General features: G+C 59.4%; 12 protein-coding genes. 3 read left to right on the top strand and 9 right to left on the bottom strand.

The annotated features are described in order from the left end of the window. Nucleotides 1-188: 188 nt before the first annotated feature. The 6 genes from CGZ77_RS05660 to CGZ77_RS05635 form a co-directional block, all read right to left on the bottom strand. Nucleotides 189-1394 (bottom strand): glycosyltransferase, encoded by a 1206-nt coding sequence (locus CGZ77_RS05660; RefSeq protein ID WP_094031018.1) that lies wholly within the window; start codon nt 1392-1394, stop codon nt 189-191. A 146-nt stretch (nt 1395-1540) separates the two neighbouring features. Continuing rightward, nucleotides 1541-2272 carry an ABC transporter substrate-binding protein gene (locus tag CGZ77_RS05655; protein WP_232504858.1) on the bottom strand — a complete coding sequence of 244 codons (732 nt, stop codon included), beginning with the start codon at nt 2270-2272 and terminating at the stop codon, nt 1541-1543. Nucleotides 2273-2415: 143 nt separating this feature from the next. After that, nucleotides 2416-2868, bottom strand: coding sequence for a chemotaxis protein CheX (locus CGZ77_RS05650; RefSeq protein WP_009425487.1), 453 nt, complete (start codon nt 2866-2868; stop codon nt 2416-2418). Between the two features lie 56 nt (nt 2869-2924). Continuing rightward, entirely contained in the window at nt 2925-3290 is a 366-nt protein-coding gene (locus tag CGZ77_RS05645; RefSeq protein ID WP_009425488.1) for a response regulator, read from the bottom strand. Between the two features lie 12 nt (nt 3291-3302). Beyond that, nucleotides 3303-5393 carry an ATP-binding protein gene (locus tag CGZ77_RS05640; protein ID WP_094031016.1) on the bottom strand — a complete coding sequence of 697 codons (2091 nt, stop codon included), beginning with the start codon at nt 5391-5393 and terminating at the stop codon, nt 3303-3305. A gap of 588 nt (nt 5394-5981) precedes the next feature. Next, nucleotides 5982-7394, bottom strand: a complete 1413-nt coding sequence (locus tag CGZ77_RS05635) for a lipopolysaccharide biosynthesis protein (RefSeq protein WP_094031015.1) — start codon at nt 7392-7394, stop codon at nt 5982-5984. Between the two features lie 216 nt (nt 7395-7610). Between CGZ77_RS05635 and CGZ77_RS05630 the strand changes: the two genes are divergently transcribed. Further along, the gene (locus CGZ77_RS05630; RefSeq protein WP_094031212.1) at nt 7611-7868 is read left to right on the top strand and encodes a SemiSWEET family transporter; all 258 of its coding nucleotides are present in this window, start codon (nt 7611-7613) and stop codon (nt 7866-7868) included. Between the two features lie 91 nt (nt 7869-7959). Here CGZ77_RS05630 and tgt read toward each other — a convergent pair whose 3' ends face one another. The 3 genes from tgt to CGZ77_RS05615 form a co-directional block, all read right to left on the bottom strand. Further along, nucleotides 7960-9081 (bottom strand): tRNA guanosine(34) transglycosylase Tgt, encoded by a 1122-nt coding sequence (gene tgt, locus CGZ77_RS05625; RefSeq protein WP_094031014.1) that lies wholly within the window; start codon nt 9079-9081, stop codon nt 7960-7962. Between the two features lie 105 nt (nt 9082-9186). Next, the gene (gene ftsY / locus CGZ77_RS05620) at nt 9187-10515 is read right to left on the bottom strand and encodes a signal recognition particle-docking protein FtsY (protein WP_094031013.1); all 1329 of its coding nucleotides are present in this window, start codon (nt 10513-10515) and stop codon (nt 9187-9189) included. A 26-nt stretch (nt 10516-10541) separates the two neighbouring features. After that, a complete protein-coding gene (locus CGZ77_RS05615; RefSeq protein ID WP_009425497.1) occupies nt 10542-10748 on the bottom strand; it encodes a hypothetical protein in 207 nt (68 codons plus the stop codon). A gap of 153 nt (nt 10749-10901) precedes the next feature. Here CGZ77_RS05615 and CGZ77_RS05610 point away from each other — a divergent pair, with 153 nt between their 5' ends. Beyond that, entirely contained in the window at nt 10902-12287 is a 1386-nt protein-coding gene (locus CGZ77_RS05610; protein ID WP_009425499.1) for a pitrilysin family protein, read from the top strand. Next, the gene (locus CGZ77_RS05605; RefSeq protein ID WP_009425500.1) at nt 12284-13582 is read left to right on the top strand and encodes a pitrilysin family protein; all 1299 of its coding nucleotides are present in this window, start codon (nt 12284-12286) and stop codon (nt 13580-13582) included. Before CGZ77_RS05610 ends, CGZ77_RS05605 begins: the two co-directional genes overlap by 4 nt. Nucleotides 13583-13687 lie beyond the last annotated feature (105 nt).

Genomic DNA, 13687 nt, shown 5'->3' with positions numbered 1-13687 from the left:
CGCGCATTATCCGACAATGTAAAGGTTCGGTAAAGGAAAGGCCGTCTGAACGGGTTTCAGACGGCCTTTACTGCATCAGGCGGGGTGTTGCGCGGCGGTACATACGGTTTCGGATATTCCGACAGACACGGCGGGATTTGGTACAAGCGCAAGCCGTGTGTCTGCGTCCGAACCGTTTTCAGACGGCCTCAGTCCTGCTGCAGCACTTGCCGGTAGATTTCTTTCAGACGGCCTGTGACGGCGGCTTCGCCGTATTCGGCGAGGCAGTGGGCGCGCAGGGTTTCGCGGTCGTAGCGGCGGCAGTTAGCGTGCAGTTCGAGCAGGGCGGAGGCGAGGGCTTCGGGGTTTTCGGGTGGGACGAGGAGGCCGTTGCCGTCGTTGACGATGCCTTCAGGGCCGCCGCAGCGGGTGGCGGCGATGGGTAGTCCCTGCGACAGGGCTTCGATAAAGACGACGCCGAAGGTTTCGCTGCGGCTGGCGAGGACGAAGGCATCGCTGCGGCGCATGAGGCGGCGCACGTCGGCGGGGACGAGTGCGCCGTGGAAGGTGACGGCGTGTGCGATGTTCAGACGGCCTGCCTGGTTTTGCAAATTGCCCAGTTCGTTGCCGCCGCCGCCGATTTCGAGGCGCAGGGCGGGTTGGCTTTGCAGGGCGCGGGCGAAGGCGTCAAGAAGGATGTCGAAGCCTTTGTTGTGGTCGAGGCGGCCGACGGAACAGAAGGTGAAGGTGTCGCTTGTTTGGTTTTCAGACGGCCTTTGGGCGGTAAAGGGTTCGGCGAAGTCTGCGCCGAGGATGTTGGGCAGGTATTGCCAGTTCAGGCCGGGGTATTCGCTTTCGAGCAGGCGGCAGAAGGCGGGGCTGACGGCCAGCCGCACCGCCGCGCCTGCCGCCGCTTGGTTCATGGCGGGGCGCTGCCAGCGGCGGATGAGGCCGCGCGCGTAGGTGCTGCTGTGTTCGGTGACGATATAGGGGATATTGTGTTTGGCGGCGATGCGACGGGCGAGGATGCCGCCGTGGTTGACGGCGTGGACGTGCAGGAGGTCGGGGCGGCCTTGTTCTTTGAGGTAGCGCCCGAACAGGCGCATGCCGGCGGCGAGCCAACGTTCGCGGTCGAAATGGGGCAGGGGCGGGCAGAGGTAGGTGTTGTGGGCGGTGTAGGTGGGAATGAGGCAGTCCCCGCCTGAGGCGTGCGGGGATGACGTTTCTGAAAAGATGTTTTCGCCGTAGCGGCCTGTGAGGATTTCGCGCCAGCGGCGCGGCGAGCGGAACAGAGGTGCGACGACGCCGACGCGCAGGCCGGCGCGGGCGAGGGCGTGCGCCTGTTGGCGGAAGAAGATGCCGTCGAGGGAGTCGGGCGTTTCGGGATACCAGGAGGGGAGGAGGAGGATGTGCATGGGGGATCGGGCGGGGCGTTTTCAGACGGCCTGTGACGGTTGAGGCCGTCCCCGTATATGCGGTTGAGGCCGTCTGAAAAAGGTTTGGGCCTTTGTTGGGGCAAAAAATTCAGGCCGCCTTTGCTTCTGTTCGGCGGCCTGTCCGCTTATTTGGCGGGGGCGGGAGTTGGTTTGCCCTGATCGGTTGGAAACCATTTCTGATAGATTTTATCGTAGGTGCCGTCGGCTTTGATTTGCTCCAAGCCTTGATTGAGCTTGTTCAGCAGTTCGGTTTTGCCCTTGGTTACTGCCAATGCGTAGTGGTTTTTGGCGGAACTGCCGTCGCTGATGACACGCAGTTTCTGCTCTTTGTAGGTGTTGGCATAGTAGTTCAGGGGGCCGGCGTCGGCGAAGGCGCCGTCGACGTTTTTGCGCATCACTTCGCGCGTTGCCGCCCAAACGGAGGGCGTGCGCGTGATGATGCCTTTGCCGCTTTGCAGTTTGGCGAGGCCGGTTTCACCCACTGTGTCGACCACGACGGCGATGTTTTTGCCTTTTACGTCGCCAATCGAGGTAATCGGGCTGTCTTCGGGGACAATCAGTGCCATCGAGGTGTCAAAGTGCGGGTTGGTGAAGTCGACCATGGCTTTGCGCTCGTCGGTCACGGTAATCGCCGCCACGGCGATGTCCGCGCCTTTGCCCAAATCTTCCAGCATGCCGGTAAAAGGATGGGGGATGTAGTTGGTGCGGAAGCCCTGTTTGTCGCCGATAGCGTTGACCAGGTCGATACCGAAGCCGGAGGGGCGGTTGTCGGTGTCCGACATCACAAACGGGGCGAAGCCGCCCGCTTCAAAAAATACGTTTTGCACGGGGCGGGAGTCTTGTGTGGAGTTTTCCACAGCGGGCTCGCTTTGTACCGGCTTTCCCTTGCTTGCCGTGTCGCCGCAGGCCGCCAAGGAAAACACAACAACAAGGGGCATAAAACGTCGTAACGAAATCATGATGATGCTCTCTTTTCGGGTTGGGATTGCAGGGCGGAAAATCATTTGCGCAGGCTGATGACGATGGCCGCGCTGCGGTTGCGCCAGGTTATCGGGATGACGAAGGAGCGGTCTTTGCGCGGCAGCAGGATTTCGTCGGGTGCGCCACGCAGGACGATGGGCACGGAAATTTCAAATTCCTCGCCGAATTCGCTGCGCGCGTTGCCGGCGATGGTGTTGGCCACTTCGCCCACCAAATCGGCCATCAGCTCTTCGCCGGTGTCTTTCTCGCCTATCAGCACCAAAAGGCGTTCGAGCAGCTCTTTGGGGGCGGTGAAATAGACGACGCCCTGGTTTTTTCCCGAAATGGCAATTACGCCGGTGAAATCTTTGGCCGACGGTATTTTGTTTTCGATGAGGTAGGGCGTGCCTACCACCAGTTCTTCCCCTGTAATCATTTGCGCGAAATATTTTTGCACGCCGTCGATAAATATTTGTAACTTCTCTTCTTTCATGTTTATTCCTGTGTTTGTGACAATCGGTTCGGGCGGTTTGCCGAGGCGGCCGCGAATCAGCCTTCCAGCATTTCGTTCAGTGCGCCGAACAGTTCTTCGTCGGAAAATGGCTTGTAGAGGAAGCCGCGCGCGCCCAGTTGCAGGGCTTTGATGCCGGTGGCTTTGTCGGCCAGCGCGGAAACGACCAGAATATTGGCGTTTTCATCCATGGCGGTGATTTGGGCGATACACTCCAAGCCGTCCATTTTGGGCATGGTCAGATCCATGGTAACCACATCCGGGTGGTGCTGGCGGTAGAGGGCGATTGCTTCTTCGCCGTTTGACGCGGAGGCCACCACTTCGAAATCCATTTTGCTCGACCCGCGCGAAATGCGGTTGCGGATAACGTTGGAATCGTCGACAACCATAATGCGTTTTGCCATAGTTTTTAATCCTTATCCTAATTTGGGCAGCGTGAAGGTGAAACGGGTATAGCCTTGCGGGCGGGTGGTTACGTTTACCGTGCCGTTCAGAGAGATGATGCGGTCTTTGATGATGTCCAAACCTATGCCGCGGCCGGCGTCTTCGGTGCTGTCGTTGGCGGTGGAGAAGCCCGGGCTGAACAGCAGTGAAACCAGCGTTTTTCTGTCCAGATTGGCGGCTTCTTCCTCGGTGTATCTGCCCAAACTTACGGCTTTTTGCGCGATGGCGCGGTAGTCGATGCCGTTGCCGTCGTCTTCGAAAGTAAGGACAAATCTGTCGCCGTGGTATTTCAGTCCCATGTGGACATGGCCGATGGTGAGTTTGCCGCGCTGGTTGCGGATTTCGGGTTTTTCGATGCCGTGTACGACTGCATTGCGCAGCAGCTGGATGGCGATTTCGGTAATGACCCGATCCATTTTTTTGTTGCCGGTGCTTTCCAGGCCGCTGTAGGTGAAGGCGGCTTCTTTTTTGTTGCGTTTGGCGATATCGGCGACAAAATCGGCATAGCGGCTGCGGGTGGTTTGCGGTGTGGCGGCTTGCTTGCCGTCCAAAGTAACGGGGGCTGTACCACCGATTTTAGCCAGCAGATCTTCGATGGTGTGGGTGAGACGGATCAGTTCTTCCAGTTGCACGGTCAGACCGAGGAAGTTTTCGCCGGAGAGCTTGGGCGTTTGTTTCAGGCGGTTGAGGTTGGTTTCGAAGTTTTCCGCCATATTGGTGAAGCCGCTCAGTTTCAGGGCGGACGCTTCGCCTTTCATGCTGTGCACTTCGCGGTAGATGGCGTTTACTTTTTCATACAGCGACATGCCGCTTTCGTCTTGCACCTTCAATACCGAGTTGATGCTTTGGATGCGCTGCTTGGTGTTGTTGATAAAGTCGTTCAGCGAATCGCGGTCGGCCTGCAAAATGGTGCTGAGCATTTCGAGCTGGACGTCGTTCTGCTCGCGCTCCTGTTCCATTTTCTGTTCCAGCAGTACGGCATCGGTAACATCTTCCACGTTCACCAGCACGCGGGTAATGGCTTTGCCGTGATAGACGCGGCGGAAGTTGAAGTCGAGAAAGCGCTCGTTGCCGTCAACCTTTACTTTCTGGCGGATGAGGGGGTTGAGCGAGGCAATCAGACGTTCTTTGGTGCGCGCGTTGTAGAGCTGGCCGACGAAGTCGTTGGTGGTGTTCAGGTCTTTGGTGTCGATGAAGCTGCTCAAAACGTCGAGCAGGTTTTTGCCGCCGACATTTTTCTGGCCGATCAGGCTTTCGAGCTGTTTCGAATATTGCGAACCGATGGTCAGGTCTTTGTCGAGCAGGAACAGACCGGTGGTTACCGTGTCCATAATCTCGGTAGTTTCTTTTTTCGCCGCATCTGCCGATTTGTCGGCGGCGAGCAGTTTGCGGATGAAGTAGGCCAAGAACAGCGCAAGGTATAACACTGCGCCCCCGATACCAAAAATCTCCACGTTTCTTAATTGGATGCCGCGTTCTTCCAACTTGGCACGTTTGTTTGCCAGCAGGAAATTGGTGATTTCGGTAAAGCGGGCGTTGTTGTTTTGCAGACTCAATAACGCAGCATCAACCAACGAAGCATCGGCGGTGGGGTCTTCGGCCTTTTTCAGATAGGCGTCTACGATGATTTTTGATTCTTTCCATTTTCGCACCATCTCTGCCATCAAGGCTTTTTTGACACCTTTGTCGGCTGCGTCCACCAAATATTTCCGGCCGTCAATGGAAAGATAGTCGCCGCCTTTGGCTGTGGCCTGCAGCGAGCGGGAAAAAGCGTCTTGCGCCTCTTTGGTACGTTTTAATGCACCTTGCACCAAGGGATTTTTCGGGTCTTGGTGGGTGTTGAGTTTGAGCATCTGGACGTTTTCCAGCAATTCGCCATACGCGTTTGCCATTTCGGCGGTAACGTAACTTTGGACGGAATCTTCTTCAATCTCGTTGGAAATATGGTTGGCATAAGCCAATAATCCTGCCAGCAATACAACGAAGATGCCGATGGAGATAATCAATCCTCGATACCGACTCAAACCGGCGGAATCGGTTTTGGGCGCCGTATTGTCGTTCATGGCTTTCCTTTCACTCAAATAAGAAATGTGTTTTCAGGCTGTTGAAAAGGGCGGTTGAAACCAAAGTGTGGTGTCCGTCCATAAAATTACGCGGCAAGTCCGACCCATTGCGGTTGGGATTGTTTTACGGATGGAGCAGCACGAAAACAAAGAAGGAGGCCGGTATTCCTCCGATAAGGTTTCAGCCCTCTGCCCGATTGGGCGGCCGGAGCGACGGTTTCATTCATAATGTAAGTCCTCAATTTGGTTGGTATTTTATACTGCCGGAAAACAACGGTTTGGGAAGATTCGGAGTGAAGCTTTCTTCCTTACAAATTTATTTCCAAAAAATGCAATTTGGAAAATTTTGTGTTGTTTTGTAAGTTTTCTCAGCTTTTTCGGATTATAAGTTATAAATATGTAAATTTACACTTAATTATGTAAAGACAAATTTATCCGGTTTTATTTCGATATTTGTTGATTTATATCAAATTAATGCGTTTTGGTAACGGATTGCACTCAAAAAACGATTGGGGGAGCAAAGACTGCCGGGGTGGCGAATGTAAAAGTCTCCGAAGGCATGGTAGCGGACAGGCCGTCTGAAAGGACCTACCGCCGCCCAAACCGGGCTTTCAGACGGCCTAAATCATCGCGGACCAGCCAAGCCGCCCACAGAAGCCCGGCCGTCCACAAAACGGCAAACAGCGGATAGTTTTGTGCGTTGCCGAACAGGGTGTGCGACACGGCGGCGGCGAGGGTGGCGAGAGTGGCGGGGTAGAAGGTGCGGCGCGGCAGCGGCTGCCACAGGCGGGCGGACAGCTCGCTTTTGAGCACGCAGAAAATCCAGAACGCCGCCGCCGCCGCTGCCGCCGCGCCGCGTGCGCCGTAGGGCGGGATAAGCGCGTAAAGCAGCGGCAGGGCGGCGGCGAGGGCGGCCAGCGAAACCGAGGGGACAAGGCCGCTTTTGCGCCGCACATTGATACCGATGCCTGTTGCCTCCGTCAGCGTATACAGCAGCGGCACGAGCACGGACGACACCAAAACGAAGCGCACGGCGGCATACTGCGGCGGCAGAATCAGATCGGCCAGCGGCGACAGCAGCCCGGCCAAACACGACAAAGCCAGCACGGCGGCGCAGAGCAGGGCGGCGGCGCGGGCGACTTTGTCCGCGCCGCCGCCGTCTGCCGCCCATTTGAACACCGTCGGTGCCCACACCGTGGCAAACACGTTTTGCAACATGCCCGCCGCCGCCGCAAAGCCCGCCGCCAGCGCGTATACGCCCAACTCTTCCGGCGCGGCCAAATCGCGCAGCAGCCAGCGGTCGGCCGAGGAAAACGCCCAGTAAACCAACGCGCCCGCCGCCAGCGGCAGGCCGTAGGCGAGGGCGGAGCGCAGTTCCGCCGCCGACCAGCGTGCCCGCCATGCCGCCGCGCAGTCGCGCCGAGTCTGCCACAACAAAAACGGCAGCGCCGCCGCCTGCGCCGCCGCGAACACCGCCAGCAGGGTGAAGGTGTCGGCGGGCAGCCAACCCGTCAGGCAGAACGCGGCCGCCGCCAAAACCAGCAGCTTGGGCAGCAGCTGCGACAGCGAAAACGCCCACGCCCGCCCGTTCATCCGCAGCACCAGCGACAGGCAGCGCGCCAGCAGTAGCGCGGCGGCAAACAGCAGACACAGCAGGCTCAAACGCGCGTCGGCGAGCGAAAACACGGTTTCAGACGGCCTCTCGGGCGCAAAAACCATCAGCGCGGCAAACGCGGCGACGGCCAGCAGCAGCGGCGGCGCGGCCGTGTGTTTCAGCAGCGCGCCCTCGCGCCCCCTGTAATGGTGGAACTCGCGGATATAGCTCTGATCCAAACCCAACCCGAGCGCAATCAACGCCAGCGCGGCGGCGGTTTGCATCAGCAGCAGCCGTCCCATGTCGGCGCTTGAAAAATGGCGCGACAAAAGCGGCAGGGCGGCAAACGAGGCGGCCGCGCCGCCGACGGGGCCGGCGGCATAGGCGAGAAGGGTTTTGAGCTTCATAAAACAGGCTGGGAAAAGGGTTATACGGCGGTTTTCAGACGGCCTCTGTGTCTTTTGAGGCCGTCTGAAAATGCTCTGATGCCGCGCGGCAAGGTATGGTTTGAAAACGGCATAAAGCGGGCGTATAATGCCGCGTTTTTTTGCCGCTTGGCGGCAACAGAACAGGCATCCGCCAAAGGGCTTTGCGCCCCTCACAAACATTTCGACAGGAAAATCATGAACGAAAAGCAAATCCGTATTTTGGGTATTCTGGCCAGCATCATGGCCGTGGGCATGTATGTGGCCTATATCCCGCAGATTCAGGCCAATCTGGCCGGACACAAAGGCACGCCGATTCAGCCGCTGGTGGCCTGCATCAACTGCACGCTGTGGGTGTTTTACGGCCTGTTCAAAAAGCCGCGCGACTGGCCGATTGTCGTTGCCAACGTGCCTGGCATTATCCTTGGCCTGATTACGTTCGTCACCAGTCTGTAAAAGGCTTGTGACACAGAGTGGGTTTTCCGCTCTTTCTTCATTCTGACTTTATTCTGAGGCCGTCTGAAAACCTTTCAGACGGCCTTTTTGTTTATTCTGCTTCGGGTTTCGTACCACGCAGTTCGTGAAAACACGCGCGCCAGTCGGCAAAATGCCCCTGTTCGATGGCTTCGCGCATTTCGGCCATGATGGTTTGGTAGTAGTGTAGGTTGTGGATGGTGTTGAGTTGCGCGCCGAGAATTTCGCCGGCGCGGTGCAGGTGGTGCAGATAGGCGCGGCTGAAGTTTTGGCAGGTGTAGCAAGTGCAGCTTGCGTCCAGCGGCGCGGTGTCGTGTTTGTGTTTGGCGTTTTTGATTTTTACGTCGCCAAAACGGGTAAACAGCCAGCCGTTGCGGGCGTTGCGCGTGGGCATCACGCAGTCGAACATATCCACGCCGTGCGCCACGCCGTACACCAAATCTTCGGGCGTGCCCACGCCCATCAGATAATGCGGTTTGTGCGCGGGCAGCATCGGGCCGACGGCGCGCAGCATGCGGTACATCTCGGGCTTGGGTTCGCCGACACTCAAACCGCCGATGGCCAGCCCCGGAAAGTCAAATTCTTCCAGCCCGCGCAGCGACTGTTCGCGCAGGTCTTCATACATCGCGCCCTGCACAATGCCGAACAGCGCGTTGGGATTTTTCAAATCTTCAAACGCTTTTTTCGAGCGCTCCGCCCAGCGCAGGCTCATTTGCAGCGATGCTTCGGCCTGCGCTCTCGTCGCTTCGCCGGGCGTGCATTCGTCCAGCTGCATGGCGATGTCGGAGTTCAACACCGTTTGGATTTTCATCGAGATTTCGGGCGACAGGAATAATTTGTCGCCGTTAATCGGGCTTTTGAAGGTGCAGCCTTCTTCGGTCAATTTCCGCATATCGGCAAGCGAAAACACTTGGAAGCCGCCCGAGTCGGTGAGTATCGGCTTGTCCCAGCCGATAAAGCGGTGCAGGCCGCCGAATTGTTCGATGACTTCCAAACCCGGGCGCAGCCACAGATGATAAGTGTTGCCGAGAATAATCTGCGCCTTGATGTCGGCGAGGTTGGCGGGCGACATGGCTTTGACCGAGCCGTAAGTGCCCACCGGCATGAAAACGGGCGTTTCGATTTTGCCGTGGTTGAGTTCGAGCGTGCCGCGGCGGGCGTGGCCGTCGGTTTTGTGCAGGGTGAATGTGAGCATGGTGTTCGGGTGCGTGCGGGAAACAAAGGGGCGGATTATACGGCAAGAGGCCGTCTGAAAACCCTGCGGCGGGTTTTCAGACGGCCTGACATTCGCGGCGCGTGTTCAGCCGTCGATGAGGGCATCAACGAAGGCACGGGCGTTGAAGGGACGCAGGTCGTCGATGCTTTCGCCGACGCCGATGTAGCGCACGGGTATCGGGCGGGCGGAGGCGAGGGCGGCGAGGACGCCGCCTTTGGCCGTGCCGTCGAGTTTGGTGACGATGAGGCCGGTGACGCCCAGTGCGTCGTCGAAGGCTTTGACCTGGTTGACGGCGTTTTGGCCGATGTTGGCATCGAGCACGACGATGATTTCGTGCGGCGCGTCGGGCATGGCTTTTTGCAAAACGCGTTTGACCTTTTTGATTTCTTCCATCAGATGGAGCTGGGTGGGCAGGCGTCCGGCGGTGTCGGCCAGTACGATGTCGGTTTTGCGGGCTTTGGCCGACTCGACGGCGTCGTAGCAGACGGCGGCGGAATCGCCTTTGGCCTGGGAGATGACGGTGACGCCGTTGCGCTCGCCCCATTCCTGAAGCTGCTCGCGGGCGGCGGCGCGGAAGGTGTCGCCTGCGGCGAGGATGACGGATTTGCCCTGCTGCTGGAAGTATTTGGCGAGTTTGCCGATGGAGGTGGTTTTGCCCGCACCGTTGATGCCGGCCATCATGATAACGAAGGGTTGGCCGTTGTCAGGGATTTCAAGCGGTTTTTCCAGCGGCGCGAGCAGGTCGTAGAGGGCTTCTTTAAGCGCCTGACGCAGCTCGCGGCCGTCTGAAAGGCCTTTGAGGGAGACGCGACGGCGCACTTCGTCCATCAGCTGCTCGGTGGCTTCGATGCCCATGTCGCTGGTGAGAAGGACGGTTTCGAGTTCTTCGTAGAGGTCTTCGTCGATTTTGCCGCCGCCGAACACGCCCGCGAGGGATTTGGCCATTTTGTCGCGCGATTTGCCGAGGCCTTTTTTCAGACGCGCCGCCCAGCCGCCGTTGTCGGTTTGCTCGGTGTCGGTTTGTTCCGTGTCGGTTTGTTCCGTGTCGGTTGCGGACGGGGTTTCGGCGGTGTCTGCCGCTGCGGCTTCGGGCGGCGGGTTGTCGTTTTCAGACGGCCTCCCGTCTGCCGCTGCCTCTGGCGCGGTTTCGCTCGGATTGAGGCCGTCTGAAACGGTGTTGTCGGACGGGGTTTCGTCTGCGCCCGCGGGCTCCTGCGTTTCGGCGGGACGGTTGAGCAGGCCGCTGCGGTCGGCGTTGCGGATGTCGTCGAGGTATTTCTGACGCGCGGCGGCGGCTTCGTCCGCAGCTTCGGCGGGCGCGCTTTCGGCGGCGTTTTGCGCGGTGTCGGTTTGCTCCGCTTCTTTGTCGGCGGATTCGGTTTTGCGTTTGAATAGGAAGTCGAATAGTGCCATGTGTGTTCCTGACGGCGGGTAGTGGGTTAGCTTTTGTCGGCCTGGCGGGAAACGGCGTTGAGCTGCTCGGCGGTCAGCGGGCTGTCGTCTTCGAAGCTGACGTTGTCGCCGAGATCGGCGTCGTCCATTTGCAGGCCGTCGTCTTCGGGGAGGGCGGACGGTGCGGGTTCGGCAGGCTGTGCGGGCGCGGGCGGCGGGGTGCGGCGGAAGAGCTTGGCAAGAAATCCGAACATGATTTATTCCTTTTATTGCGTTGTTAGGCTGCTGGCGGCGGATTGTAACGCAAGCGGCGCGGATTGGGGCGCGGCGGCGGCGCTTTTTTGCTTTTCAGACGGCCTTTGCCCCTTTAATATGCGCGTTTCGTTTATTTGTTGACAGGAATTCGGATGATGTTGCGTTATTCTGCGGTGCTGCTTTTGGCGCTTGTGCCGTTTTCGCAGGCGGAGACGGTGCTCTCGACGCTGCCCAACGGCATGAAGGTGCTGGTGAAGGAAGACAGGCGCGCGCCGGTGGCGGCGGTGCGGCTGTGGTACAAGGTGGGCAGCGTGGACGAGCACGCGGGCAAAACGGGTTTGAGCCACGCGCTGGAACATATGATGTTCAAGGGTACGAAGGCCGTGCCTGCGGGCGAGTTCAGCCGCCGCGTCGCCGCGCTGGGCGGCAACGACAACGCCTATACCAACCGCACGGAAACGGTCTACACCACCAATATCGCGGTGAAAAACCTGAACGAAGTGCTGAAAATGGAGGCCGACCGCATGTCCAACCTCAATTTCAGCGACAAGGCTTTCGCCAACGAGATGGACGTGATCCGCGAAGAGCGCCGCATGCGCACCGACGACAGCCCCGGCGGCAAAATGTGGGAAACGCTGCACATCAAAATGTGGCGCAAACCCTTCAACAAAGCGCCCGTTATCGGCTATATGGCCGACCTGCACAAACTCAAAGCCGCCGATCTGCGTGCGTGGTACAGGCAATGGTATGCGCCGAACAACGCCATGCTGGTGATTGTCGGCGACGTGGACGCGCGGCAGACCGTGAAAGAAGTGGAAAAACTGTTCGGCAGCATCCCCAAGCGCAAACTGCCCGCGCGCAACGGCGAATTCGAGAGGCCGTCTGAAGCGCGCGCCGTGCAGGCCGAAGTGTACGCCGTCACCGCCCAGCCCATCGTCAGCCTCAACTGGCGCGTGCCCGCTGCCGAAAAAATCAGCGACGAAATGCCCTATGCCTTCGAAATGCTCGGCCTCGTCCTCGCGGGCACGGATTCGGCACGCTACAACAAAAAACTCCAGCGCGGCGATGCCGTGGCGCTGGCCGTGTCGGCCGGATACAGCGGCTTCGGCCGCAAAAACGCCATGTTCTCCGCCGGCGGCCTGCCCAACGGCCAAACCACGCCCGAAGAGCTGAAAAAGCGCCTGCTCGCCGAAATCCGCGACATCGCCGACAAGGGCGTCACGCAGGAAGAACTCGAACTCATCCGCCGCCCCGTCGAAACCTCGCGCATCTTCGCCAAAGACTCCGTACGCAGCCAGGCCGACACCTTGGGCGAACTCGAACACAACGGCTTCGGCTGGCAGACCGAAGACGAAGCCGTCCGCCGCCTGCTCTCGGTTACGCCCGCACAAGTGCAGGCCGCCGCCCGCCTGATTGCCGCCTCGCCGCTGACGCAGATTACCGTCCTGCCCAAAGCGCGGCAGGCGCAGGCGGCAGAAGGCCGTCTGAAAACACCCGAAACACCCGCCGCCGCGCAAGAAAACAAGGCACAGCCATGAACAAAGTCCTCATCCTCCCCCTCGCGGCCGCCCTGGCCGCCCCCGCATACGCCGTCACCTTCCAACGCTGGCAAACCGCCGACGGTGCCACCGTCACCTACGTCGAGCGGCGCGAGCTGCCCATCGTCCACATGGAAATCACCTTCAAAGGCGCGGGGCAGACCGGCGAGAGCGCCAAAGGCGTCGCCGCCTTCACCGCCGACATGCTCTCCACCGGCACGCAGCAATACGGCGAAGAAGAGCTGCACGACCTCAGCAACCGCCTCGGCGTCACCGTCGGCAGCAGCGCGGGCACGGAAAACGCCTCTGTCTCCTTCGCCTCCCTCAGCCGCCGCGACACCCTTTCAGACGGCCTCAAACTCGCCAACCAAATCGTCGCCCATCCCAAATTCGACGGCAAAATCCTCGAACGCGCGAAAAGCCAGGCCGCCACCGCCCTGCGGCAAAACCTCAGCCGTCCCGCCTTCGTCGCCTCGCGCGGGCTCACCGTCCTCAACTACGGCAATCACGCCTACGCCGACACCGCGCGTCTGAACGAAGCCGACATCGCCGCCGTCACCACCGACGCTTTGAAAGCGCACCACCGCAGCACCTACGCCAAAAACAACGCCTACGTCGCCATCGTCGGCGACGTCAGCCGCCAGGAAGCCGGCGAAATGGCCGCCGCCGTCCTCGACGGCCTGCCCGCCCAGGCGGATATCCGCCCCATCGCCGACATCCCCGAAACCGACGGGCGTCAGCAGGACATTCCTTTTGCCGACAAAGAACAGGCCGTCGTCGTGATGGGTCTGCCCCTGCTCGTGCACAAAGACCCCGACCGCTACGCCCTCACCGTCGGCAACTACATCCTCGGCGGCGGCGGCTTCGACAGCCGCCTGATGAAAACCCTGCGCGACGAAAAAGGGCTGGTCTACGGCGTTTCCTCCGCGCTCAGCCCCTTAGAGAAAAAAGGGCCGTTTGCCGTTTCCTTCTCCACCAAAAAAGGCAGCGCCGCCGAAGCGCTGGCCGCCGCCCGCAGCGTTTTGGAAAATTTCATCGCCCAAGGGCCGACCGAAGCCGAACTGAAACAGGCCAAAGACAACATCGTCGGCAGCTTCCCGATGAGTTTCGACACCAACGCCAAAACCGTCGGCCTCGCCGCCGCCGTCGGCGTGCGCGGCCTGCCGCTCGATTACTACGACAACTACACGCGCAACATCGAAGCCGTTACCGCCGAACAGATAAAAGAAGTCTGGCAGCGTCGCCTCGATCCCAAGAAAATGAACGTCGTCACCGTCGGCAAAGAAACGCGTTGAGGCCGTTTCTGCCTGTATTTTTGCGGGGCAAAACGCACAAAGGCCGTCTGAAAGGTTTTTTCAGACGGCCTTTCTGTGTCCGCACGGCCTGTTTTTGTATCGGGT

It is taken from the genome of Neisseria sp. KEM232, from assembly GCF_002237445.1.
GTDB lineage: Bacteria > Pseudomonadota > Gammaproteobacteria > Burkholderiales > Neisseriaceae > Neisseria.
The sequence above is the reverse complement of the archived record's forward strand: the minus strand, read 5'-3'. Positions and strand labels throughout refer to the sequence as shown.